Here is a 25,824-nt window from a genome sequence, read left to right as displayed (position 1 = left end):
AAACTTTTAGATTTTTAGTCACAAAAGATTTAATTCTGCATAAAGCTTTTCAAAGTTCAAAGAAGAATAATAAATTAACATATCGCTTTTTTGTTCTTTTGAACTACTCTGTTTTCAAGCATTTCTTTTGTAGCTTTTGTGGTTAATTAATTTATTTGGTTAACTCAATGATTTTTTTAACGACAGGTTTTGCCTGGTCATTGCGGTCAAAAAGAAGCGGATAATCGGTTCTTCCCCTTACCGGGAAATCGTTTTTCCAGGACTGGTTGTCGGTAACGCCCCAAAGGGTTACCCTTCTGATTTTGTCCTGGTGTTTGATGAATAATCTGAAGAAATCCAGGTACCGGGTTTCCCATTCTTTCTGAACGTTCTCCGGAAGCCCTTTGGTATACGGATTCATTTTCGCCTCGTATTCCACTTTATCAGAAACGTTGGCGGAGGTTCCCCACGGAGAAGGAAGGGCACTGATTTCCATCTCGGTAACGTTTACCTTTACGCCGGCGGCCGCGTAATCGGTGATGGCTTTTTCATATTCTTCCAGTTTCGGATTATCCAGTCCGACGTGGGTCTGCATTCCGACACCATCGATCCGGATTCCTCGTGATTTCAAATCTCTGACGATTTTATTAACGGTTTTTACTTTTTCCGGGAACCATTCGTTGTAATCGTTGTAATACAATTCAGCATTAGGGTCTGCTTCCTGTGCATATTGAAAAGCCAGAGGGATAAATTCTTCACCCAGAATTTCGTAAAATTTGGATTTTCTATAGGTCCCGTCTTCCATAATGGCTTCGTTCACCACATCCCAGCCTTTTACACGGCCTTTGTACCGGCCTACCAACGTGGAAATATGGCTCTTCATCCGTTGTTTCAAAACTTCGGGTGAAACGTCTTTGCCGTCTTTGCCTACGAAAAACCATTTCGGTAATTGGGAATGCCAGATCAGCGTATGCCCGATGATGAACATCTTGTTTTTCTCTCCGAAGGCCACGAATTTATCGGCATCGCCGAAGAAGAATTTCCCTTCCTGCGGCTGAATGAACATGGATTTCATACAGTTTTCGGCCACAATGGAGCTGAACTGTTTTCTAATGATGTCGTCAGATTTTACGTCAGTCCCGTCGATTTGCGGAAGACTCATCGCGGTTCCGATATAGAATTTATTTTTAAAGGCATCTTTCAGGGAATCGCCTGATGCAGTCTGTGCTGTTTTACACGAAACTGTAAGGGCTAAAATTCCTAATACTGCAATGGCTTTCTTCATAATCAATTTTTTATATTTTATCTATTAACAGGTCGCCTCTACGAGGCTTGATGGGTTGTTTGATATTATTTCTATTAACAGATCGCTCCTACGGAGCTCAAATAAAAAGGATTAGTATCAATTCTCTCTTTTCCTTCTTTCTTTAAGCTCCTGCTCGATCTGTACCTCCATTTTCTTGTTGATCTTATAGAACATAAGCAGGCCGCAGGACAGGAAGAACGGAATAGACGGGAAGATGCTGACCAGCATTTTGGCACCTGCAGCCACCGTTTCCGGCTGTACTACATTTTGGGCTCCTTCAGAAGAAATATAGCCGTAATGTCCGATGATGGAAGAAACCAGCGAGCTTCCGATGCTTAATCCAACTTTTAACCCCACCATCATGGCGGAGAAAATAATCGCTGTTGCACGTCTGTTGTTTTTCCACTCGGAATAGTCGGCTACATCGGCAATCATGGCCCAAAGCAGCGGCGTGCTGATCCCATAGAAGAATCCGTGAACGATCTGAGACAGAAACATCAGGCCTACCGACTTCGGCGGATAGAATATAAAAGCGACAATAAATAAAGTGGAAATAAACAGGGAAGCGATAAACGCATCTCTCTTTCCATATTTATCGGCAAATCTTTTGGAGAAAGTGATTCCGACAATCATCATGATAATTCCGCCGGCATTAAACAAACCGAATCCTGCTGACCGCGGGTCTTCCCCGAAGAAATTCATCCCGACAGAGTTAAAAAAGTTGGTAATCGGTGAAATGAACGAAGCCAGAGCCGGTTCATCCACATAATTATTGAAATAGTAAACATAAGAACCTCCTTTCATCGCCAGGGTAATGAAGATCAATGCCGTTACGGTAAGCATAATAATCCACGGCTTATTTTTGGAAAGGTCTTTCAGGTCTTCTTTTAAACTTGATTTCTGATCGGAAGTCGGAATGATTCTTTCCTTCGTAGTGAAAAAAGTAATCAGCAACATCACCGAGCCAATCACAGCCAGCCAGGTCATTACCGTTTCAATCCCCGCTGCTTTATCGCCATGCCCTGCAGACAGAATGATCGGAAGCATGAATACCTGTACAAAAAACTGCGCAAACATCACCGCCACGAAGCGGTAAGAAGAAATGCTGTTCCGCTCTCCCATGTCTCCGGTAATTACCCCGCTCAATGCGGCGTACGGCAGGTTGTTGGCTGCATACAGCAATAAAAGCAGGGAATAAGTAACCGCTGCATAGATCATTTTTCCTTTGTATGAAAAACCGGGTGTACTGAATGCGAGCAATGCCGCAATTCCCAGAGGAACGGCTGTAAATAAAATCCAAGGACGGAATTTCCCCCATTTGGTTTTGGTACGGTCTGCCAACGCACCGATTACCGGATTAAATCCGAATCCTGCGATAAGGCCTACAATCAGGGTAATAATGGAAGCATCTTCCGGCTTCAGTCCGTAAATATCGGTATAAAAGTAAGCGAGGTAGGTAACCAGGGTCTGAAAAACAAGATTGGCCGCAAGGTCACCTAAGCTGTAGCCTATTTTTTCGGATACGGATATTTTCTGTGGATGATTGTTCATTCTAATAATTGATAAATGATTATTGATAATTTATTATTCCGTTGTGAAAGGAGAAGCCGGAAGTCCGGTTTTGTTTTTCAGGTTTCCGTCGGGGTTGTCTGCCCAGTCGTAACGTACGGCTACCGGATTACTGACCTGGTCGTTCCAGACCACTACTTTTTTACCTTCGATTTTTGCTTTAGCCCACGCCCAGCTTCCGTTTGAATTTTTGATGGCAAAGCCTTTAAGTTCGGCAATCCGTGCAAGATCATCTGTCCCGGTTTTAAAAGAAAGTGTGATTTTATTTCCCTCTGTCTTCATCGACTGGTACACTGGTCCGTCTGCGACGATATTCTTTTTATCAGCGATTTTCAAAGCCTGGAACGCCAACCGGTCGCCGACTGCTTTTTTATTCAGCGGATGGATGTCGTTCCACTCTCCTACGTCGATGGTTACGGCCAGTCCGGTGTTCGGAACGGTCTGGGAAACCATGCGCTGCTGGTCTCTCAGTTCCGCCCAGTTGCTTTCTATGGGCTGGCTTTTTGTTTCCATGAAGTTGGCGAGCTGAACAACCATAAACGGTGCATTTTGTTCATGCCACTTGGAACGCCAGTCGTTGATCATTGTCGTGAGCAAATCGCCGTATTCTTTCGGTTTTCCGGTATTGCTTTCGCCCTGATACCAGAGGAATCCTTTTACTTTATAATTGGTCAGCGGATTGATCATCGAATTGTACAATCCGGTCGGTTTCCAGCGGATAAAAGTCTGTCCGGGAGCAACTCTCGACATTTTTGCACCCACTTTATACTTCCAGGTTCCGGTAAGATCTATTTTCTGCCCTCCGACTTCCAGGTAATAGGGTTTATCGGCAATGAACTGCCCTCTCCCGCTTCCGTTGGTAATCCGTACGGTGATCATATTCTTTCCGTCCTTCAGTACGCCTGCCGCGATATCGTACCAGCGCGGCGGATATTCATAGGTTACATTTCCAACTTTGACGCCGTTGATATAGGTAATGTCGGCATCTTTGATCCTTCCTAAATTTAAAAATGCAGGTTTCCCGGCTGATCCGGTCGGCGCATGGATTTCTTTTCTCAGCCAGACCGTTCCGTCAAATGACCCTTCCTGGTCTTCCCAGGATCCCGGAACCGTCATGGTTTTCCATCCGGAGTCATCAACGTCCGTTTTTTCCCAGTGCTGTGCCAATCCGGGATCATTCTGGTCAAGCTCTGCATACCATGCTCTACTGGCTGCCTGCTCGCCGGATTCGGTGGATTTAATCAGATCATCGTTCTGCCATTTCCTGGCTTCTTCCAGATATTCGGGGTATTTTTTCAGGGAATTGGTATCCATCCAGGCCTGAACCGGAGATCCGCCGAGACTGGTGTGGATGATGCCAACCGGAACTTTATTTTCAGCATTGATTTCTTTGGCAAAAAAATACGCTACCCCTGAAAAATCAAGAATGGTCTGCGGATCGGTAGATTCCCATTTACCGCCATCGAGTTCCGTCTGTGGTGCTTTGAAATTGTATTTTTGCGGTACCGTAAAAAAGCGGATATTTTTATTGTTTGCCTTCTTTATTTCATCACCGTACAAAGGGGTCAGCCTGCGCATCGGAAGTTCCATATTGGATTGTCCGGAAGCCACCCAAACATCACCGATCAGGATGTCTTTCAGCGTAATTTCGTTGATGGTCATGACGTACGGTCCGCCGGCTTTCAGTTCGGGAAGCATGATGTTCCAGTTCCCGCTTTTGTCGGCACTGGTGGTATAGGTTTTGTTTAAAAATTTAACATTTACCTTTTCGCCTGCATCGGCAGAACCCCAGATCTTCAGTGGCATATTCCTTTGCAGGATCATCCCGTCCGAAACCAGGGCAGGAAGCTTCACTTTGGCTTCCATCATGGAAAGACTGAAGATACTGACAATCAGAAAAGAGGCGGTTTTAGACTTATGGATATTCATAGAAGATATGATCTGTTATTCAATTTACTTAATCGGTTCATAGTTTTGGGTGAGAAGACGGACTTCAATGATCCTTGAGGTCATGGCCTGATCATCTGCAGAGAATTTTACCGTGAGGCTTTCTTTGTTTTTATCAGAATCCGGTACCGGTAGAAGCAGATACTGCGGTGCATTCCCGGCTTTACCTTCCAATTTTTTAACGACGATTTTTTTACCATTGATCTCGGCATTCAGTGTACGTCCGGCATTGTTGTCGAAGTACAGAACATACAGGAAGGCTGCATTTTTTCCGGGATTCTTCATGCGGTAGCTGAACCAGCCTTTGGCATCACGAAAATGGCGGTCTTCCATATATCCCGTGTTGGAATCTTTGCTTTCAAAGAAATGATCGGATTCCGGCTGCTGTTCGCCCAGCTGGATTTTATCGGCGGTAATCAGGTCAAGCTTTCTGGTTTCGGCTTCTTCCTGCATTCTTTGTTTTTGTACGGCCTGTATCTTGTCCCGGTCTGCCTGCGGCCAGTAAAGGATGTAGCGTTCTTCCTGAATGGTGTAAAACGGAACCAGCTGAAGCCCTTTCCCGAACTTATCGGAAGGATATAATCCGTTGATGCTGAACGAAAGATTTGTACCGTTTACCGGCTGAACGTGATTGAGCACTTCCGAAGCATTGCCTTCAATCACAGGAATTTCGTTTAAAGGAATCTGCGGACCGTGGGCAATATGCCCGCCGCGGCTGTCATCAGCCAGAAGTCCCTGCTGGTTTTCTTTTCCGTAAGGTGCCGCTAAAACTACAGGACCGTATTTAAAAGCATAATAATCCGACTGGTCCGGCAGCTGCTCTGCGGTAAGGTGCATCGGCATTTTCATTTCTACGGCATCGCCTTTTTTCCATTTCCTGTTGATATTGATATAGCCGTCGGCATCAACAGGTATATTTATATTCTTTGAATTGACGGAGATCATGATCTGTGAAGCATTCGTCCATTCCGGCGCTCTCAGCTTAAGGTTGATTTCGGATTTCGGAGCGACTTCAAAGATTAATTTTGTGGAAGGATTCTGTGGAAAGCTGTTTTCCTGCTTCAACACCATTTTTTTTTCCGCCCATTTCAGAACGGATGGAATAAAAAGGTTTACGTACAGGTCTTTATCCGTATGGGCGTAGATCATTTCGCCGTATTTGGCGTGATTTTCCATTCCCGAACCGACACAGCACCAGAAGCTGGTCTGCGGCTGCGAATACACCCGGTAATGTCCGGGACGCATCGGTGTGAAATACACGAAGCCGCCTTTGTCATGATTTTCCGTGGACAGGATGTGGTTGTACAGTGCCCGCTCGTAATAATCCATATAATAGGATTTGGGCTGAGTGGCAAACAGCTGTCCTGTCAGCTTCAGCATATTATAAGTATTGCAGGTTTCAGGACCTTCAATGCTTTTAATCATACTGCTGAAATCATTGACCGGATTGAAATGCTCGCTTACGCTGTTCCCTCCGATGACGGAAGACCTTTTTTCAGTGACGTTGTGCCAGAAAAAATCGGTCGCGGCATTCCAGGAAGCATTATGTTCAAGATCGGCAATGCGTTTATAGCCGATGACTTTCGGGATTTGCGTATTGGCGTGGATTCCCGTGAGTTTATCTTCACCACTCAGCAAAGGGTTCAGGATCGCCTGATGCGAAAACCGGTGCGCCAGCTGAAGGTATTTTTTATTTTTAGTAATATCGTAAACATCAGCAAAGACTTCATTTAATCCGCCGTGCTCGCTTCGGAGCATATCCTGGATCTGTTCGTCGGAAAGGCCGGATACTTCATTGGCCATCCAGTCCGTTGATCGTATCAGCATCTCTTTTGCCTTTTCACTTCCTGCATACCAGTAGGCATCCCGCAGTCCGGAATAGGTTTTGTGGATATTGTATAAAGGTACCCAACGGTCATTCAGTCCGAAGCCGGAAGCCCGGATGTTTCCCTGTGCAATTTCGTTCCAGATCTTTTTACCGTTCGGAACCCCGGAAACATAGCCGTTCCCTGAAGCTTTCTGGCAACGTTCAAGCTCATCGATCATATAGTCGAGACGCTGCTTTACTTTGGCATCGCCCGTGGAAGCATACATCAGTGCGAGCGCTGAAAGATAATGCCCGCCGATATGTCCGTCCAGTCCTGTATTTTCCCAGTTGGGATAATTCACGGCTTTAGCAGAAAGGCCGGCCTCTTTCAGGTAAGGCGCCAGCAACCGGTCCGGTTCCATCGCCATGATGTATCCTTTGTCCGCCTGCATGGCTTTGTTGAAGACACTTTCTGTCAATTGCACGGTATTCAGTGGAAAATAACTGACTTGACGGCCTGCCTGACCGAATGAAAATGTAGTGTAACCAAGGAATAAAATCAGTGCTTTTTTGTTCATAAATAAATGTTATTTCAACATTTCTAAAAATAGCAGAAAGAATCTACATACAAAACAATAGACTAATCTCTGTTAGTTACAGGAAAAATTAAAGGCTCGAAAAAAGGTGTTAACAGCATTTTTGCAGCTTCACCTTATCATAAAAAATAAGATTAGAAAGCAATGATGAGATCATGGTAATGAGCTAAAATTGACTGTATATAAAATGAATACGGAAGATTGCTTTCAAATATTTAAAAAATACCTGAATTACTTATCGTATTTTTAAGATTAAGGCTTCAAAAGTATTCTGCTGATTTTTAAAATATTCAAATGTTAAACTTTAACATAATTTTAACATTGCGTTCATACTGATTTAATGTTTTTACTGGTAATTTCATCAGGTGGAGGCAACAAATAAATTCCCAAAATCATTCTGTAAAACCGTTTCTAACCGATTCTAAATTTTTGTTGACAAGTGTAAAAAATACATTTATATAAAATCTTAACTTACAAAAGCTTTATCTTTGTATAAAATAATATGATGGAACAAGATTATTCCCAATATCCCAGACATCTGGTCGCTGTAGACTGTATTATATTCGGATTTGACGGTGAGGATCTCAAAATTCTGCTGGTCAAGAGGAATTTTGAACCCCAGCTGGGAGAATGGTCGCTGATGGGCGGGTTTGTCGGGAACGAAGAAACCGCTGATGATGCGGCTCAAAGGGTCCTTCATACCCTTACCGGCCTGGAAAATATTTATCTGGAACAGCTGAATTCCTATACTGAAGTCCAAAGAGAGCCAACAGCCCGTATCATTTCAATTTCCTATTATGCTCTCATCCACATTGAAAAAGACCTCCACATCAATGAAAACTACAATGCCCAGTGGTTTGAACTCCAGAACGCACCGAATCTTATTTTCGACCATAACGAAATGGTTAAAGATGCGGTCCTAAGGCTGAGAAGGCGGGCTTCCACCCGGCCGATCGGGTTCGAGCTGCTGCCTGAAAAGTTCACCATGAAAGACCTTCAGAACCTTTATGAAGCGATTTTCAGTGAGACCTTCGATAAACGGAATTTTACCAGCAAGATCAACGGAATGGATATCCTGGTGAAAACGGACGAAAAAGATATGACGTCTTCCAAAAAAGGGTCTTTCCTTTACCGTTTCGATGAGAAAAAATACAACAAAAATATTTCCCAGGGATTTATGTTTAAAATGTAATTTTTTAACCACAAAAGAAACAAAAGATCTTTATCCTGCATAATAAAACCATAAAATAGAAGTCTGTACAATCTCTGATTTTCAAATTGCTTAATTAAAAGCTTTTAGGTTTTTTCAAACTTCATTCAGATTTATTTGAAAAGCTTACCATAAAAAACCCTTTCAACATTTTGAATGCTAAAAGGGTTTTGTATTAATAATAAGGAACTATAATCTTTCCATTACCATTTTTCTCGCCCCCATGTCTATTTCCTGTTTCAGAAGTTCACGGGTTTTGCTGTCGATGAAATAGGTGCTTACTGCTTTTTTCTGAGAGATATCATCTGTTACGGAAACGATCCAGACCTGCTTGTTTTTATACGTTCCTTTTTTTGTTCCGGTAACATAAGCTTTCATAATGCCTTTTCCCGAGGCCGGATTGTAATCGAAGATGGCCATTTCGGTGGTATAGCCTTCCTTCAGCGGCAGCCAGCGGATCAGCTGGATATACAGATTGCTGTCGAAGAATTTTCCTTCTGTAGTTTCATTGATTTCGGTACGGTTATTTTTCGTCTTATCGAGGTAATAACCTGTCACGGTGTTTTTCTTTTCGAAATCCAGCAGCATATCGCGCTGAACATTGAAAGACGTATGTTTCACCGGGGCAAAATTCGAGAATTGCGCTATGGTTTCATCTTTCCAGTCCGGCATATCCTTCATTTTAACCGTGGAACTGACTGTAATATTCTTGCCTGACTTCAGAATCCGGATATCTACTTTTCCGATTTCCACTTTTGCCGTATCTTTCATCGCATACCAAACCATGGAATAGTTTTCGTTTTTGATCAAAGTGCGATCGACCTCATTTTTTTCCGGGGTCTGAAGGGTCTGCTGGGCATTTGAAAAGGCCGGCTGCAAAAACAGCAATAGAGGAAGGAGTTTTAACAATTTCATAGGTTTGTTTTAATGATTAGTGAAGAAACCTTTTGAATTGTTACAGGATGATATTGTGGAATTATAATTAAAGTGCTTTGAATATTTTAACCCAGCTATTTATAAAGCTGAGGCTCATGAATCCCCTTTTTATTAAGGCTCTCTTTATTCATTTCATAATGCATGATGGTCATATCATTGTAATACTTTTTAAAGGACGGCATATCATATTCTTTTCTAAGCTGCTCTACATGGGCACTGTCGGTAAGTCCGTTTTTAGGAACGGCCTGTCCTAATTTGTTATAGGCCACCTGCGAACCGAATCTCTGTTTCTGATCGGTATTGATGGCAATCCGGTCTTCGAGCATGGCATAATGTAACTTGGGGGCATTGTTTCTCCTGATTTCTTTTTTTAAAGCTTTCATCATCTTCTTCTGGAATTCAACATCATTATCCGCATGCTGTATTGAAATCCAGAAGTCGGTTTCGTTTGATCCTACCTTATCAAAGCCCAGATAGCCGTAACGGTCATAAAGTTTCTTGATTCTCTCCTGATTATTGTTCCCTACACTATCTCTTTTGCTGATAAAAACCTGCCATCCTTTTTCTTCACCATACTTTTACATAAGTTCTTTAGGCGGAATTCCTGAATATTTCTGATCTATCTCAGAGATATATTTCAGTTCTTTCAGCACAGACGCCTTTTCATTTTCAGACATATTACGGGAAGCACAACCCAAAACGGTGAGGCAAATAATAAAGGCCAGTAATTTTTTCATAAGATTTTTTATGCAAAATTGCTTTAAATGGTATAATGAAAATTGTATACATGTAAACTCAGACCAGCATCCATGGATTGGAGGTCATAAAATGTATATTTTTAAAGAATAATTTGGGCTGATAACCGGTTATATTCCTGATTTCTTTTGAGAAATGCGACTGGTCATAGAAAGAGGCATCGAGTCCTTTATGAGTTAAATTTATTTCTTTGCTCTTTGCAGACTGTATGAATCTCTGGACCCGTTTAAAATCCCGCGGAGACTTTCCCAGATAGCGGTGAAACAAACTATTGATGTATTGCCTTGAAATATTATATTTCAGCGACAGGGATGCCATATCGAGGTATTCAATTTCCCTGATGAGATTTCCAATCAGATCTAATCTTTTAAAAACAAATCTGTTCATGAAATAATTTTCCAGTTCTGATAAAGATTCTCCCGGATTGTCAGCACTTAGAATGTTCCGGACACCTGATTCAAAATCATGGAACAGGTTGAAGTTTTCAAACTGTTCATAATCTTCGATGTGAGACACAAACTGATGCAATCCTAACGGTTTAAAATAGATGGTGAGTTCTTTTACCCTTCCTAAGTATTCGATCTTCATCGGCGAGGTATAATGATTGGTAAAATAAGCCAATACAGGATTGCCTGAAGGCATCACTTGTATCAGATTACCTTCTTTGCTTGCTGTACCGTTGAGGAGAAAGGTGACTATCTGGAAGTTATTCGGGAATGTATGGTACGAAAATCCGGAATCTTCCTTTTCATTCATCAGCAGATAAAAGCCTTCAATATAATCTGACAGCAATTGGCTGTCCGGTTTTTTAAAATATACATCCATCATTATATTTTTAATTATCGGAACTTTACAGGCTTCCGGTAAATTTCATCCGGATGCCCTGCTGGAAGTTGCTGATGGTTTTGAAAATCTCGGTCAGGGTCACGCGTTCGATTTTGGTGAGGCGGCTGATCTCGATATAATTGTCCGGCATTTTCTTTTCGATGTTGATCTGATACACCTGGTTTTTCAGACGCAGTGCCATCAGGTAGTAATACGAATGGTGAAGCTCCTGGTACTGTTCTTTGGTAAAGACTCCTGCATTAAGAAGTTCCTTCATCCGTTCGCCGGTATTTTCATTATTGATCCCATTCTTTAACGCATATACTCTGAGCAGGTCGACAATCGGGCTCATGGCTGTTTTGATGTCGAAAACTTCCGCTTTACCGATGGTCTGCGTCTTGATTCTTTTAAAAAAGGTCAAAGGCGCTTCGTACTGGAGGGCATTTTTGGCAATAAAGGTAAAAAACCTTTCGTTCGGAACGCGAAGCTGGTCCTGTATGAAATCTTTCAATTCGTTGATAATGGATTCTTCCCCGTAGATATAACGGCAGTCGAAAAGGGTAGAAAATTTCATTGCATTTTCAGGAATCGTTTCATTGATCCATTCTTCGTAATTCCTTTTCCAGTGGGACAGCGAATGGGTCCATTTCGGATTACTGGCCATGAATTCGCCTTTGCAGTATACAAAACCGATGGTATTCAGGTCATCGGAAACCCTCTTGGCAAAATCGAGAAAGTACTCGCGTACCATTTCGCGCTGTTCGTTGGCCTTGTCTTCGTAAATGATGCCGTTGTCCTGATCGGTGCTCAGCGTCTGCTCTTTCCGTCCTTCGCTTCCTGTAACCATGAAAACGAATTTCGCCGGTGGCTTCCCGATCTGGCGAATGACATTTTCAATTACTTTTATGGTGATGGTATCGGCAATGGTGGTGATGATCTGGCTGGCAATTTCCCCGTGAACGCCACGGCCCAACAGCTGATTGATCATATCCGGAACCTGAAGCCATTTTTTACGGAGTTCTGCCGGAGTTCCGGCCTGCTTAACCGATTGAATAAAGACCAGCGGCGATTGTGCCTGCTCGCTCAGCAACCTATTTCTGCTAAGAAATCCTGCCATCTCGCCGTCTTTTTCCACCAGTAAATACCGGGTCTTGGTTTTGAACATCATCAGTACCGCTTCGTAGAGATAGGCATCGCTGGAAATGGAAACAATGGGATTATCCATTACTTCCTTCACCGCTTTCTGAGGATCGATACATTGGGCAATCACATTGTCGCGCAAGGTTATATCCGTTACATAACCAATGATTTTCCGGCTGTTTTCCTGCCTGATGAACAGACAGCTTACCTTGTTTTTCGCCATGATCCGGGCCGCTTCAAAAATCGGCGTGTTTTCAGCACATGAAACGATATCTTTAAAAGCAATGCTTTCTATTTTCCTGGAATACAGCTGGTCCGCCGCAAAATAACTTTCCTCAAACGACGCCGGGGTCTTCACAAAGTGCGCAAATTCCTCATCCAGCATTTTCTTTCCGAAATCCGAAGTAAAATAATGGAAGAAGTCTTCATACGCATTACAGAGTTCGGTGAATTCTTTTTTAGGAAGCGTATACACAACGGTTCCTTTCCTAGCTATTACCGATTTTAAGGCACGGACCCTGTTCAGCACTACTGAGATTCCTCCGAAGCAATATGGTGAATGGTGAATTTCGATACATCTTTTATTCTGGGAAGCATCGAAGAAAAAGGTTTCGTATTCGCCTTCCATAATCACATCCACGCCCTCCATTTCCGTAACTTCCTGGCGATAGGCCAGTGTTTCCTTAGGAAAAGTTCTTTTCTGCATGCTTTCGGAGACTTCCTGCAACACGCTTTCCGGCAAAAGGCTGAAAGGCGGGGTTCTTTGTAAAAGCGGGATCAGATGTTCCATAAATTTATTGGGATTTTAAAACGCAAAAATGTAATGTATCGGCGATCATACGGTTTTTTTCTTCAAGATCTTTCTCAGTAATTTGATTTTGACGCCGGATTTCAAAAAAACAGCGGGCCGTCATTCCTGCATCTACAATGGCATTGTGGGAAGGTTCCGTAGCTTCTTTCAAAAGATAACAGCAGAGTTCCGGTAAACGCAGACCTGCTTTTGAAGTTCCGGAAGTATATTGCCGGCTTTTCAGCATCGTACAGTAAAACCGGCTGTTTCCGAAAGGATTTGGCAATTGTGCTCTCAGGAAATCAGCTGACAGGATGTGAAGGTCAAATTCCAGGAAATGGCCTACAATTAATGGATTGTATTTTACGAGATCTCCGGCAAAATCATTCAGCACTTCCCTTCTGCTTTTCCCTCTTGATCTCAGGAATTCCTCAGTAATGCCGTGCACCCTGAAGGAGCCTTCGCTAATCACCAGATCTTCTTCAAAGATGTACCGGTCTTCCTTTTTTATCTCCGTTCCGTCTTCCGAACAGATGATCCAGGACACCTGAACCGCAGAGGGCCAGTTTCCGGTATCGGAATACGGCAGATCCCAGCGTTTGGGAACGGCGGTGGTTTCCGTATCAATAAATAAAAGGTAAGAATTCACGGGAAATGTTTGACTGCAAATGTAAGTATTAAAATACAGTCTGCCACCCAGGTAAATCCTTAATCGATACTTTAATACTAATTTATAACGATCATACCGTTATACGGTTTTGTTTTAGTGAAGCAGGCAGAAATCTGCCGATAATTTTTTCGGTTGCTGTATTGCGGAAAAGCTGCCTAACATTGGTTAAGCAGCTTTCCTTAAATCAAATGAAAAGAAAAGTTACCGGGACATCCGGGATTTAATGAACCACCTTCAGGATGTCTCCTGTACGGTACAATGCCCCTGCTGGCAATCCGGCTGCCAACGCCGCTGCATTATCAGCATACTCATTGCAGCCTGAAATAATGGCCGGGGTAAGATCTGAGGAACTTTTAACCACATGCAGTTTTGCTGCCGGTGCATTGGTTCCCAAACCTACCCTGCCCTGGAAATAATTTTTTGTGTTTTCACCTTCCGAATACAGGTTAAAAGCATTGGCTTCCGTATCCCCGGTAAACCGGAATGGTTTAATATAAATCCCGTATGATTTCCCGATGGTATTCTGTGACTGTCCGCTTGTTCCGTCAATTAGTAATCCGTACAAAGCATTGATATTGGCCGTGATCGTATTTGCAGAAGCAAAGCTGATATAGGATCTTAACGGTGCTGCATAATCTGATATATTTACAGTTCCTGAGGTTCCTGTCACTTCCATACCCGAGGTTGTCCCTGTCATATTAACGGTATTTACCGTTCCACCTCTAACATCTGCCTGAGCAAGAGATCTACTTCCTGAAGCATTTCCTGAGGCATTCAGCACATATCCCGGAAGAGCACTGAGAGTACCGTTACCACTATACCCATACAGGTCTCCTGTTAAGCTTAAATTTCCCGTATTGGCGCTCACCAGGGTAGTGGAAGCATTTCCTGATACCGTACCCGATTTCAACTCTCCTCCCACGGCTGCTACGGAAACCAGTGAAGCAATTCCGGAGACTGATTTGGATGAATTGTCTTTCTGCCCGGTAAGATAATAAGAGAAATTGGCACTCTGGCCTCCTCTTGCCACCTTGGATACGTCAACAGCTGTATTATCCAGCCCGACGACACCTCCGGTTCCGGATTCAGAATTGTCCAGCACGTAGTTATACATCCCTGTTTTGGCTCCTTCTTTATTTGAAGTCAGCCTGTTCTGTATGCCGAAAGAGTCTCCGGATCCGCCCGAGGCCGTACTTTCGTTGACATACAGATTGGTAATGGGATTTGTGCCGGGATTAAGCCCTATTCCTACCCTGCCCTTCTGGTAAATATTCTGTGTATTAGAAGATGCAGGCAGATTGGTTCCTGAAATATTCCACGGACCGGCTCCTCCTATCTTTTTCCAAAGGCTACCATCAAAATAATAGTATCCGATAGTGGTAACCTCTGCTGTTTTTGCAGTAACATCATCGGCTGTAGAGCTTGTAGCATTGGAAGCATCCAGGACTTCGGTAATATAGACTACCGCTCCCGTCTGATCGGTTGCATACAACTGATCTTTAGCTTTAAGTTCTGTACCTTTCAGCTTTGGGGCTATAATACCGTCTGTTTTATTGAGGTCTGCCGGTACAGACCGTACATCCAGTGTTGCTTTTGGGGAATCTGTATTGATACCCACCTGTGAAAGGAGAAGGGAACTGAACAGAACTCCGGCTGTAAGTGTTAAATTTTTGATCATAATTCTATTTTACAGCAAATAACGACCTACCGGATCAGCAAAAAAAGAATCATACCTCTGAAATACGTTATTTCATAGCTCAAATAAAAAAACAAGGTTTATAATGATTTAACAATCATCTCTTTATCATCATTCATCTGTTTAATGAATGCAGAGGGCGACATTCCTGTTATGATCTTAAAAACAGAGGTAAATGTGCTGTACGGCAGACCGCAATCCTCTGCCAGATAGGTAATTTTGTAATTGCGGTAACTGGGTTCGGTATACAGTTTATTGACGATATAGGTAATTTTCAGGTTGTTGATGTAATAATTGAAATTGGCAGCCTTATGCCTGCCGATGACCGTCGAAAGATAGGTGACATTGGTCCCCAGAGAGGCGGCTAGGGAAGCAATCGTCAGTTTTTTATGGGTAACCCTATCTGATTTCTCAAATTCCTCGAGTTTCTGCAGGATCTCATGTTCTTTTTCTTCTGAAATTGACACAGCAGGAGCAGAAGTTTCCCTGGCAGTAATTGTATTTTCAAAGGAATGATGAACCAGCCGGTCCACTGCCTGCGTGTAGAGGAACCTGTTTTTACGGGCTTTCTGCCTGTATAGAATAATAATAATTGCAGAGGTGATTACAGCGAATATCAATACGTATCCCAACAGCATTTTGTCATTTTTCTGATCTGCGATTTCTTTTTTCAGTCCTGTTTTAGCCTGTTTAAACGCCAGAGATACCGCATTGTTTTTTTCAGTGGTGTAATCATCATTGAGTTTTATGTAGGTGCTGTAGTTTTTTCTGGCGTTTTTAACGTCCCCCAATTCACCATAGCATTTAGCCAGTAATTCATGCAGTGAACGTCTGAGCTTGGTATCCTGAAAATCCATCAGCTGTATGCCTTTTTCAGCATAATCAACGGCCTTCCTGTAGTTTTCCTGTTTGTCATAAAGCTTGGCATAGCTTTCCATCAGGTAAGGCATGATGAATGTATTTTTATAGGCGACAGCAATATCGTTTGTCTTTTTAAAGCATATCTCAGCAGAATCATACTTTTTCATAAACAGATAACATCCTCCCAGCAATAAATAATCCTGGGTCTCTGCCGTGGCTCTTTTGGCATTCTTCTTCATGTTTTTCAGGATCGTAAGGGATTTCCTGTACTTGTCTGCTGCAGAACGGTACTGGTTTTCATTATATTTTGCATTCCCGATCTCATAAAAGACAATGGCTTTTGTATGGAGGCTCTTATCGGTTGCCGGAAGCCGGTCCAGTAATACCAATGCCTTGCTATAGTTTTCCAGGGATTCATGGTTAAGATCCAGCCGCCTGTAGCATTCTGCTACCCAGCATAGGGATAATGCTGAAATATAAGGATCATTAAGCTGGTCTGCAATTTCTTTAGCCTTAAAAGAGGAATTGATGGATAAGCGGTTTTTACCCATGACAGCGTAAGATCCGCTCATAAGCTGATACGCCCTCATTTTCTGCATGGAAGTAGCACCTGAACTTGAAATAATTTTTCTGGCATTCTGTATGGCTGTTTCAGGACGGTTACACTGATCGTCTGAAAATCCTTTTTCCAGGATGCTGTCGAATCGGGTTTGAGCAGACGCCAACGGGAATATAACCAATGCAAGCAGTAGGACTAATTTCATCACAAATAATCAATGTTTATTCACAAATATAAGATAAAAGCCTTTATCCATACATAAGTAACTGTAAATCAACATTAAATGGTAAATATTTCTCCTGAATGTTATTTTTGATTAAAAAAAATAAACAATCTAATCCTGATTAATGATCAAGTTTACGCCTATCAGCTTTTATTACCGATCCGGCCCAGGTGGGTATGCCTGAAATCATCACTGAATTTTAATCCATACCCGAAAATCCGGTCCATGGAAGAATGGCCCAAGAGAATGGTTCCTGCCAACTCCACTTCCGGAAGATGAAGGAAAAATCCGGCAACCAGAACGAAGACAGCTGTCATTTTGTGATGAAAAAAGTTGTAGAGCCATGCTCCTGATTTAGGATTGAAGAGATAACCGGTCATGGAAACATCTGGGAGCAGGATGCAGAGTGGGAAAATCCACCAGGAAAATTTGAGGATACTGAAAAGGAAGATCGATAAAGTAAATTGTGCTATTTCTTCGAGGGTTAAAAGGTTTTTCATTGGGTTGCTCATATTTATATCATACAAATATCAGCCACCCTAAGACCTTTTCGCTTGACAAAAATCAAGATTTTTCTGCCTGCCGTTTTCTGATCCTGCTGAATGTTTCGGGTGTCATGCCTAAAACGGACGCGATATATTGCAATGGAATCTGGGTAAAGAGTTCTTTATGATGTTCAAAATACCTGTTGTACCGTTCTTCCGCGGTCATTGACAGATGGGAAAAGATCCGGTCTTCCATCATCATAAAACATTTGATAATGAACTGTTTCTCAATTTCATTCCATTTCGGAAATTCTTTGCAAAGCTTATGATAATCGGTTTTGGTGATGGTGAGCAATTCTACCTCTGTAAAAGCCTGTATATTCCACCGGTTGGGCTGATTGAAAAAGAAACCCACCGCTTCCGTAATAAAGGTATCGGCAACAGAAAGCCACTGAGTAATTTCCTTACCGTCTGAAAGCGCATAGATCCGCAATATTCCGGATTTCACCATGCTCAAACGGTTACATACCTGATCCGACTTTGTGAAAAATTCATTCTTTGAAAGCTTTTCTTCCCGAAAATAATGACGGATCGTATTTAAATCCTCAGTGCCGAGCAGCCCGAAATACTGTTGGATGAATGCTGTAAAGTCGTTCACTTCAGGAGCTATATTCAATTAAATAATTAATTCATCTTTTCAGTCTTCTTGTTTAATTTCTCAGCAGATTTGGCAGGACTGTTTCTCTTATGGTTCCTTATAAAATCGCTTATTCTTTGTTCTTCCTGTTTTGTTAAGGGCTTTCCATCACCAATGAAGTCTACATCCAGTTCTTTTGATTTATTTTTCATTAGGAAAATATTTATTCGTTAGTTTTAAAGCAGCAATTCTACCGATGATCATAATTCTACCACCTATATGAGCCGCCTCCAAAGATTCCTCATAATGTTTAATCAGCTGGCTTTTGGCAACAAATGAAACATTACCGTCATGGCCTCTCTGGAAAGATAATTTACAAGCGAAAGCAACCAGATTTCCCGGAACACCAGCATACACCTTTTCTTTTCCTTTGTTAAATGGCGCACTCTCGATTAAATGCATATAGACATGATCTGATTTTACTTCTAAGCTGATCAAACCCTGAATTATATTCTGATTATTTGTTATTGAAAGTTTATAAACTTCCCTTTGCGGTTGCTTCAATTCGTTTTTCCAATTAAATTGCCAACCATTCTTTTTCAAAACAACCTTCAATTCAGAAATAGAATTCACCAGAATTACTTCTGTTGTAAAACTGTCACCGGTAATCATATTCTGAATCGAATTTGTAAGCTTATCAATCTCAAATTCAAGACCTATTCCCTGCCTTTGTTTCATTAAGTGAATATACGAAAAAATGCCCTTATACAAAAAAACAGGACACCGATGGCATCCTGTTTTTTATTTATCTTGTCATTAAAACTTACCAGAATCTTACATAAATAGCGGTAAGCAATAATAAAGTAACTACAATAAGTATCATCGTTCTTGGATCTACCTTGAACATTTTGCTGTCGATGGCAAAAGCTTTCGGGTTAACTTTCGGACCAGCTAAGCTGATCAGTACCATCACGACGATGGTGATGAAAAACGACCATCCCATATTGATGAGGAATGGAATTTCGGTGATGGTATGCACCACGCCGTTTTCCAGCTTTTCATAGGTGAATGCCGTATACAGCCAGGTTTCTTTTCCAAAGATGCCGATGGCAAAGCTGTTGAAGAAGATCGCCAATACAAAACCTAAGATGACTCCCACCAAAGCAGCCGTTCCGGTTGTTCTCTTCCAGAACATTCCCAGTAAGAACATGGCGAAAACCCCCGGGCTGATAAATCCGGTGTATTTCTGGATAAAGGTGAATCCGCCTTCTCCACCGATGCCCAGAACGTCGGTCCAGGTAAAGGCAAGCGCGACCATCATTGCGATGATGATGACCCATCTTCCGGTTCTTACCATCTGGATTTCGGTAGCATCTGCTTTCAGGTATTTTTTATAGATATCTAAAGTAAAAATCGTAGAGATACTGTTTACTTTTCCGGCCAGGGAAGCTACGATGGCTGCTGTTAATGCCGCCACCGCCAGACCTTTCAATCCGGAAGGAAGGAAAGTAAGAATTGCAGAATAGGCACCGTCTTTTACGCCGTTGAATCCGGGAAGCTGTCCTTTGGTATACAGCACATACGCTGCAATTCCCGGAAGCATCACAATGATCGGCATGAAAAGCTTTAAAAATCCGGCAAACAGAATCCCGGTTCTCGCTGTTTTAAGGTCTGCCCCCAAAGCACGCTGGGTGATGTACTGGTTGCAGCCCCAATAGTTCAGGTTTACAATCCATTGTCCTGCGAAATACATGGCCAGTCCCGGTAATACGACATATTTCTGAACTTCCAGATTTTGTGGCATTCCCAAAGTTGTCGTTGTCGTTGTCGGTTTATCAAGCATCAGCTTGAAGTGACCCGGCGCTTCGTTCATCAAAGTATTGAATCCGGCAAATGCATTTCCTACCGCTACCCCGTTGATTCTTTGGTCAACGATCTGCAGGGCCATATACACGGTAGCAAAACCACCGATGATCAGTACCGCTACCTGGATTACATCGGTGTACCCGATTACTTTCATTCCTCCCAGACCGATGAGCAAAGCCATCAGCAAAAGGACGATCATAATGATGTGAAGGTGTTCACCGCCCAATAAGGTATCAATCGCCAAAGCTCCAAGATAAAGGATGGAAGTCAGGTTTACGATAACATATAAAAACAGCCAGAACACGGCCATGATCAGGGAAACCGATTTGTTATAACGAGTTTCCAGGAACTGCGGCATCGTATAAATCTTGTTTTTAAGATAGATCGGAATAAACCATACGGCGATAATGATCAAGGCTACGGCTGCGATCCATTCGTAGGCGGCAACGGCCACTCCCACGAAGAATCCTTCACCGCTCATTCCGATGAATTGTTCCGCCGAAATGTTAGAGGCGATCAAACTGGCACCGATGGCCCACCATGTGAGCGATCCTTCGGCAAGGAAATAATCTTTACTTCCGGTAGACTCGGATTTTTTCTTTTTGTAAATCCAGAGTCCGTATCCGGCTACCACCACAAAATAAATGAGAAATATGATGATATCAATGGTTGCTAGTTGTCCCATAGTTTATTTTTTAACTGAAAATTTATAGATGGTTTTAGTCTGGTATTTCTGTCCGGGCTTCAGTTCCGTGGTCGGGAAAGCCGGCTGGTTCGGAGAATCCGGATAATGCTGGGTTTCCAAACAGAATCCGCTTCTCTTTTCGTATTTGCCACCGGTTTTGGTATCAAATTTTCCGTCCAGAAAGTTTCCGGAATAAAACTGAACGCCCGGCTGGTCGGTCATTACTTCCATCACTCTTCCGCTGGCCGGCTGGTATACGGTTGCAATGGTTCTCATTCCGTTTCCGTTCAGGATCCAGTTGTGGTCATAACCGCCGCCCAGCTTCAGCTGTTCGTCTTCTGCATTGATATCTTTTCCGATGGCTTTGGCAGCCGTGAAATCAAACGGAGTTCCTTTAACCTCTTTCTGCTCTCCTACAGGAATAAGCGTTTTGTTCACCGGTAAAAATGTATCGGCATTGATCTGCAATTCGTGATCGGTAATCAGGTTGGAAAAGTTTCCGGAAAGATTGAAATATGAATGCTGCGTCAGATTTACGACAGTCGCTTTATCGGTTTCCGCTTCGTAAGAAATTTCCAGGGCATTATCGTCGGTTAGGGTGTACAGAACTGTAGTGGTAAGTTCTCCCGGATATCCTTCTTCACCGTCAGCACTTACATAGGTTAATTTTAAAGTTGGTAACTTCGCATCTTTCACAGGTTCGACGGTCCAAATTTTAGTATGGAATCCCTCTTTTCCTCCGTGGAGACTATTTGGGCCATCATTTTTATCGATGTCATAGGTCTTGCCATCCAATGTGAATTTAGCATTGGCAATCCGGTTTCCGTATCTTCCGATCAGTGCGCCGAAATAATACGGATTTCCATTGAAGTAATCTTCAGGTTTGGTAAAACCCAGCACTACATCCTGGTATTTCCCGTTTTTATCGGGAGCCGTAAGGGAAGTGATGATTCCACCGTAATTGATGATCTCCACTTTCATCCCGTTTTTATTGCTCAACGTATATTTTTTGATGGAATCCCCTTTTGCGGTAACCCCGTAATCTGAAACCTGTACATTTTCCATGGTATCTGAGTTCGTTTTATTGTTGTTTTCCTTTTTATTGCAGCCGAAAATACATAAAACTGCCAATAAAATGAATACACAACCTCCTATTTTTTTCATAATAAACGATATTTGTTGAAGAATTAACGGTAATAGATTTCATTCCAGCGAAGGGTGTTTTTAAAATCACGGATTTTCGTGTTTTCATCGATGACCAGCGACTCAATATTCGCCATTTCTGCAAAGTCTTCCAGCTGGTCCACCGTCAGGTTTTCACTGTAGCACGTATGATGTGCACCGCCGGCCAGGATCCACGCTTCAGCAGCCGTGTACAGGTCAGGAAGCGGTTTCCAGAGCACTCTTGCTACCGGAAGTTTCGGAAGTTCTTCAGTAATATCCAGGGATTTTGTTTTATTGATCAGCAATCTGAAATGGTTTCCGAAATCCATCAAAGCCGCAACCAGCGAATCGGTATTTCCTCTTGAATTGAAAACCAGTCTGACCGGATCGGCCTTTCCTCCGATTCCCAATGGGTGAATTTCACACGAAGGTTTATCGGCTGCCAGTACCGGATCCACTTCCAGCATGTGGGAACCTAAAATGGATGGATTGGATGGATTCAGATGGTAGGTATAATCTTCCATGAATGCGTTTCCGCCCTGTAAGCCCTGGCCCATTGTTTTCATAGCTCTTACCAGGGCTGCCGTTTTCCAATCACCTTCGCCGGCAAAACCGTACCCTTTTTCCATCAGCCTTTGTACGGCGATTCCCGGAAGCTGTTCTATCCCGTGAAGGTCTTCAAAAGTATCAGAAAAGCCTTTGAAATTTCCGTCTTTCAGGAATTTTTCCAATCCTAATTCAATTCTTGCAGCCGTTTCCAGAGATTTTCTGTTGGCACCGCCGGAAAGCAGGGATTCTGCCATCCGATAAGAGGCTTCGTATTCTTCGATCAGGGTTTTTACTTCACCTTCCCCGACGCCGTTGATCACGCTTACCAAATCCCCGATTCCCCAAGTATTTACGGAAAATCCGAATTGGGTTTCTGCCTCCACTTTATCGCCATCGGTAACGGCCACATATCTCATGTTATCTCCGAAACGCGCGAACTTGGCACCCTGCCAGTCGTCCCAGCCGGCAGCCACGCGGCTCCAGTCGCCGATCTGCTTCTGTACCCTTTCTTCCGCCCAGTATCCTACCACCACTTTCCTATTCTTGCGAAGACGGCTCACCATAAATCCGAATTCACGGTCGCCGTGTGCAGCCTGGTTCAGGTTCATGAAATCCATATCCATCGTTGACCAAGGAATGTCCTGGTTGAACTGGGTGTGAAGGTGCAATAAAGGTTTCTGCAAAGCGGTCAGTCCACGGATCCACATTTTTGCGGGTGAAAAGGTATGCATCCAGGTCACTACGCCGGTACAGTCGGCAGTATGGTTGGCAGCTACCAGGGTTTCGAAAATTTCTTCCGTGGTTTTTACGGTCGGCTTTAAAACCACTTTTACAGGAATCTGTGACGAAGCATTGAACGCTTCCACGATTTTCGCCGAGTGCTCGGCAACCTGTGCCAGTGTTTCAGGACCGTATAAATGCTGGCTTCCGGTAATGAACCAGATTTCTTTCGTATTGAGAGGTGTTAACATAGTTTATAAATGATGATTGATAATTATTTTTATTGTAAAATGTATCGGCGTACAATGTAAAAAGTACACTATACATTTTTACATTGTACATTGTACAGAATTATTGTCCGTAATAAGCACCCTTGCCATGCTTCCTTTCGTAATGCTTTTTGATTAAAGAATCTTTTAACCGGAGCGCGTCCGGGTTGATCTGCCGGGTGAGATAGGCCATTTCAGCAATGGTTTCCAGAACTTTGCTGTTGTACACCGCCTTTTCGGCATTTTTCCCCCAGGTAAACGGACCATGATTTCCGATCAGGACCATTTCCACCTCCTGAGGAGAAAGGTTTTTCTCCCTGAAACAGTCGAGGATCTGGATGCCGGTGTTGTATTCATAGTTGCCTTCGATCAGGCTGTCGTCCATCGGAGGCGCACACGGAATATCTGACGTCAGGTGATCCGCGTGGGTCGTCCCGAAAATCGGAATGTCCATCTGAGCCTGTGCCCATGCTACGGAATAAATGGCGTGGGTATGGGAAATTCCACCGATGTTTTCCCAGTTTTTATAAAGGTACGCATGGGTTTTGGTATCGGAAGACGGTCTCAGGTTGCCTTCAATGACATTCGCATCGAAATCGAGGATCACCATATCTTCCGGTTTCAGATCCGCATATGGAACACCGCTTGGCTTGATGGCGAAAATGCCTTCGTTGCGGTCAACAGCACTTACATTGCCGAAGGTGTAAACCACGAGCTTCAACGCATCAAGCTGCATATTGGCTTCGTAGCACTCCCGTTGAAGTTCTTTATATTTTTTCATGTTGTTTGTTTTTTAGCCCTGTTAAGGTTTTAACCTTAACAGCGCTTTCCGTAAAATCAGCCAGCTGCTGGTACTGCTCCATCAACCTGGCATACTGCTGAACACGTTCCGGCTGCGGATGGTATTCGGCTTCAAAATCGGAGCCCATTTTCCGGCTGGCTTCCTGCACATCAGGATAAACGCCTGCGGCAACGGCAGCATAAATGGCGGCACCCAACGCCGGAGCCTGGTCTGAAGCGGCAACGATGATCGGCATATCCAGCACATTGGCCAACGTCTGCATAATGAACGGTGATTTTCTGGCAACGCCCCCGATTCCGATCACTTTATGGATAGGAACGCCTTCTTCCTCGAAACGGTCTACAATTTTTTTAGCACCGAAACAGATGGCATTGACCAAAGCTTTGAAAATATGCGGTGCTTTGGTTCCCAGGGAAAGATGGCTGATGGCGGCTTTCAGTTCCTGGTTAGCATCCGGGGTTCTTCTTCCGTTGACCCAGTCAAGGGCTATCGGTAAAGCTTCATCGGCCGGAATTTTTTCTGCTTCCAGGGTTAGATTTTTAATCAAATTGTTTTCAAACTCTTCTTTAAGCTGCGCTTTCTGTTCCGGAGAAATAATCTCGGAATGTTGCAGCATGTTGTTCACTGGCCACATCAGAATGTCGCGGAACCAGGCAAGTACGTCTCCGAAGGCAGATTGTCCCGCTTCGAGCCCGGCCATTCCCGGGATCACGGATCCGTCTACCTGGCCGCATATGCCTTTTACGGTTTTGTCGCCAATGATTTCATTCGGGGCAACCATAATGTCGCAGGTGGAGGTTCCCATAATTCTGATCAGGGTGTTCTCCTCCACTTTAGCACCGACGGCACCGGAATGGGCATCGAAAGTTCCAACGGCAATGACGGTAGAAGTCGTTAAGCCTAAGCGCTGCGCCCATTCTTCGTTAAGGTGGCCGGCGATTTCGTTAGAAGTATACGTTTTATCATATAACCGTTCCCTCAGTTCTCCCAAAGACGGATCGAATCTGTTGAGGAAATCTTCGGAAGGCAGTCCGCCCCAGCTTTCATGCCACATGGCTTTGTGTCCGGCTGCGCAACGGCTTCTCTTGAATGTTTTTAAATCTTTATGGTCCGACAACAGGAAAGTGATGTAATCGCAGTGTTCCATCCAGCTATGCGCTGCATTTTTCACTTCTTCATCTGCCCTGTTGATGTGCAAAATTTTGGCCCAGAACCATTCGGAGGAGTAGATGCCACCTTCAAAACGGGTGTAATCTTCGCCACCCCATGTTCTCGCAAGAGTATTGATTTCTTCGGCCTCACGGATGGCAGTATGGTCTTTCCAGAGCACCATCATGGCATTCGGGTTTTCTTCAAAGCCCGGCGTTAAGGAAAGAGCTATTCCCTCCTGAGTTACAGGTAGCGGAGATGATCCGGTGGTATCGATGCAGATGCTGACGATTTCTTCCGGCTGTACCCCGCTTTGCCGGACCACTTCGGTAATGGTTTTTTCCAACCCTTCGATATGGTCTGAAGGATGCTGCCTGAATCTGTTTTTTTCAGGACTACAGAAAAGGCCTTCTTTCCAGCGTTGGTAATAGCTTACGGAGGAAGCCAGTTCCGATCCGTTTTTGGTATCGATGAGGACTGCCCGGACGGAATCGGTTCCGTAGTCTAATCCTATAACATATTTTTTCATTAACGTAATGCTTGATTTTTGATAATCTTTCTAAAAAATCGGTCTGAACTTCTTTATAGCTTTTCCATTCCAGAGATTTAAACAAATATAAGATTCTTT

Annotated in this window: 22 protein-coding genes; 1 reads left to right on the top strand and 21 read right to left on the bottom strand. The window is 43.3% G+C overall.

All coding sequences use genetic code 11. The features are described 5' to 3' along the window. Nucleotides 1-151 precede the first annotated feature (151 nt). The 4 genes from CGB83_RS01265 to CGB83_RS01250 all read right to left on the bottom strand — a co-directional run bounded on the left by CGB83_RS01265 (nucleotide 152) and on the right by CGB83_RS01250 (nucleotide 7,186). A complete protein-coding gene (locus tag CGB83_RS01265; RefSeq protein ID WP_100074138.1) occupies nucleotides 152-1,264 on the bottom strand; it encodes an endo-1,4-beta-xylanase in 1,113 nt (370 codons plus the stop codon). Between the two features lie 117 nt (nucleotides 1,265-1,381). Further along, entirely contained in the window at nucleotides 1,382-2,836 is a 1,455-nt protein-coding gene (locus CGB83_RS01260; protein ID WP_100074137.1) for an MFS transporter, read from the bottom strand. 33 nt (nucleotides 2,837-2,869) lie between these two features. Next, nucleotides 2,870-4,783, bottom strand: coding sequence for a sialate O-acetylesterase (locus CGB83_RS01255; RefSeq protein ID WP_100074136.1), 1,914 nt, complete (start codon nucleotides 4,781-4,783; stop codon nucleotides 2,870-2,872). Nucleotides 4,784-4,807: 24 nt separating this feature from the next. Further along, nucleotides 4,808-7,186, bottom strand: a complete 2,379-nt coding sequence (locus tag CGB83_RS01250) for a glycoside hydrolase family 127 protein (RefSeq protein WP_100074135.1) — start codon at nucleotides 7,184-7,186, stop codon at nucleotides 4,808-4,810. A gap of 523 nt (nucleotides 7,187-7,709) precedes the next feature. Between CGB83_RS01250 and CGB83_RS01245 the strand changes: the two genes are divergently transcribed. Next, nucleotides 7,710-8,396, top strand: coding sequence for an NUDIX hydrolase (locus CGB83_RS01245; protein WP_100077447.1), 687 nt, complete (start codon nucleotides 7,710-7,712; stop codon nucleotides 8,394-8,396). Between the two features lie 207 nt (nucleotides 8,397-8,603). Here the strand turns inward: CGB83_RS01245 and CGB83_RS01240 are convergent, their stop codons facing one another. The 17 genes from CGB83_RS01240 to CGB83_RS01170 form a co-directional block, all read right to left on the bottom strand. Beyond that, nucleotides 8,604-9,329, bottom strand: a complete 726-nt coding sequence (locus CGB83_RS01240) for a DUF3108 domain-containing protein (protein WP_100074134.1) — start codon at nucleotides 9,327-9,329, stop codon at nucleotides 8,604-8,606. Between the two features lie 95 nt (nucleotides 9,330-9,424). Then, the gene (locus tag CGB83_RS01235; RefSeq protein WP_335621884.1) at nucleotides 9,425-9,895 is read right to left on the bottom strand and encodes a DUF6624 domain-containing protein; all 471 of its coding nucleotides are present in this window, start codon (nucleotides 9,893-9,895) and stop codon (nucleotides 9,425-9,427) included. Between the two features lie 33 nt (nucleotides 9,896-9,928). Then, a complete protein-coding gene (locus CGB83_RS20065) occupies nucleotides 9,929-10,087 on the bottom strand; it encodes a hypothetical protein (protein ID WP_157761262.1) in 159 nt (52 codons plus the stop codon). A 58-nt stretch (nucleotides 10,088-10,145) separates the two neighbouring features. Then, nucleotides 10,146-10,934, bottom strand: a complete 789-nt coding sequence (locus CGB83_RS01230; RefSeq protein ID WP_100074132.1) for a helix-turn-helix domain-containing protein — start codon at nucleotides 10,932-10,934, stop codon at nucleotides 10,146-10,148. A gap of 22 nt (nucleotides 10,935-10,956) precedes the next feature. Further along, on the bottom strand, nucleotides 10,957-12,861 hold the full coding sequence (locus tag CGB83_RS01225) for a DUF294 nucleotidyltransferase-like domain-containing protein (protein WP_100074131.1): 1,905 nt from the start codon (nucleotides 12,859-12,861) through the stop codon (nucleotides 10,957-10,959). Between the two features lie 4 nt (nucleotides 12,862-12,865). Continuing rightward, nucleotides 12,866-13,510 carry a 3'-5' exonuclease gene (locus tag CGB83_RS01220; RefSeq protein ID WP_100074130.1) on the bottom strand — a complete coding sequence of 215 codons (645 nt, stop codon included), beginning with the start codon at nucleotides 13,508-13,510 and terminating at the stop codon, nucleotides 12,866-12,868. Nucleotides 13,511-13,751: 241 nt separating this feature from the next. Next, nucleotides 13,752-15,209: a hypothetical protein gene (locus tag CGB83_RS01215; protein WP_100074129.1), complete on the bottom strand. Its 1,458-nt coding sequence runs from the start codon at nucleotides 15,207-15,209 to the stop codon at nucleotides 13,752-13,754. 98 nt (nucleotides 15,210-15,307) lie between these two features. Further along, a complete protein-coding gene (locus CGB83_RS01210; protein ID WP_100074128.1) occupies nucleotides 15,308-16,852 on the bottom strand; it encodes a hypothetical protein in 1,545 nt (514 codons plus the stop codon). 161 nt (nucleotides 16,853-17,013) lie between these two features. Further along, nucleotides 17,014-17,370: a DUF4260 domain-containing protein gene (locus tag CGB83_RS01205; RefSeq protein ID WP_100074127.1), complete on the bottom strand. Its 357-nt coding sequence runs from the start codon at nucleotides 17,368-17,370 to the stop codon at nucleotides 17,014-17,016. Nucleotides 17,371-17,434: 64 nt separating this feature from the next. Continuing rightward, on the bottom strand, nucleotides 17,435-18,031 hold the full coding sequence (locus tag CGB83_RS01200) for a Crp/Fnr family transcriptional regulator (protein ID WP_228420041.1): 597 nt from the start codon (nucleotides 18,029-18,031) through the stop codon (nucleotides 17,435-17,437). Nucleotides 18,032-18,039: 8 nt separating this feature from the next. Next, entirely contained in the window at nucleotides 18,040-18,204 is a 165-nt protein-coding gene (locus CGB83_RS20060; protein WP_157761261.1) for a hypothetical protein, read from the bottom strand. Further along, a complete protein-coding gene (locus tag CGB83_RS01195; RefSeq protein ID WP_100074126.1) occupies nucleotides 18,194-18,730 on the bottom strand; it encodes a hypothetical protein in 537 nt (178 codons plus the stop codon). The genes CGB83_RS20060 and CGB83_RS01195 overlap by 11 nt, the downstream gene beginning before the upstream one ends. Nucleotides 18,731-18,815: 85 nt before the next feature. After that, nucleotides 18,816-20,543: a sodium:solute symporter family transporter gene (locus tag CGB83_RS01190; protein WP_100074125.1), complete on the bottom strand. Its 1,728-nt coding sequence runs from the start codon at nucleotides 20,541-20,543 to the stop codon at nucleotides 18,816-18,818. 3 nt (nucleotides 20,544-20,546) lie between these two features. Next, a complete protein-coding gene (locus CGB83_RS01185) occupies nucleotides 20,547-21,707 on the bottom strand; it encodes an aldose epimerase family protein (protein ID WP_100074124.1) in 1,161 nt (386 codons plus the stop codon). A gap of 23 nt (nucleotides 21,708-21,730) precedes the next feature. After that, complete coding sequence (gene araA, locus CGB83_RS01180; RefSeq protein WP_100074123.1) at nucleotides 21,731-23,227, bottom strand: L-arabinose isomerase; 1,497 nt, start codon at nucleotides 23,225-23,227, stop codon at nucleotides 21,731-21,733. 100 nt (nucleotides 23,228-23,327) lie between these two features. Continuing rightward, nucleotides 23,328-24,026, bottom strand: coding sequence for an L-ribulose-5-phosphate 4-epimerase (locus CGB83_RS01175; protein WP_100074122.1), 699 nt, complete (start codon nucleotides 24,024-24,026; stop codon nucleotides 23,328-23,330). Continuing rightward, nucleotides 24,013-25,725 carry a ribulokinase gene (locus CGB83_RS01170; protein WP_100074121.1) on the bottom strand — a complete coding sequence of 571 codons (1,713 nt, stop codon included), beginning with the start codon at nucleotides 25,723-25,725 and terminating at the stop codon, nucleotides 24,013-24,015. Before CGB83_RS01170 ends, CGB83_RS01175 begins: the two co-directional genes overlap by 14 nt. Nucleotides 25,726-25,824 lie beyond the last annotated feature (99 nt).

Source organism: Chryseobacterium camelliae (assembly GCF_002770595.1).
Lineage (GTDB): Bacteria > Bacteroidota > Bacteroidia > Flavobacteriales > Weeksellaceae > Chryseobacterium > Chryseobacterium camelliae.
Note: the sequence above shows the minus strand (reverse complement) of the source record. Positions and strands in the feature narration are given on the sequence as shown.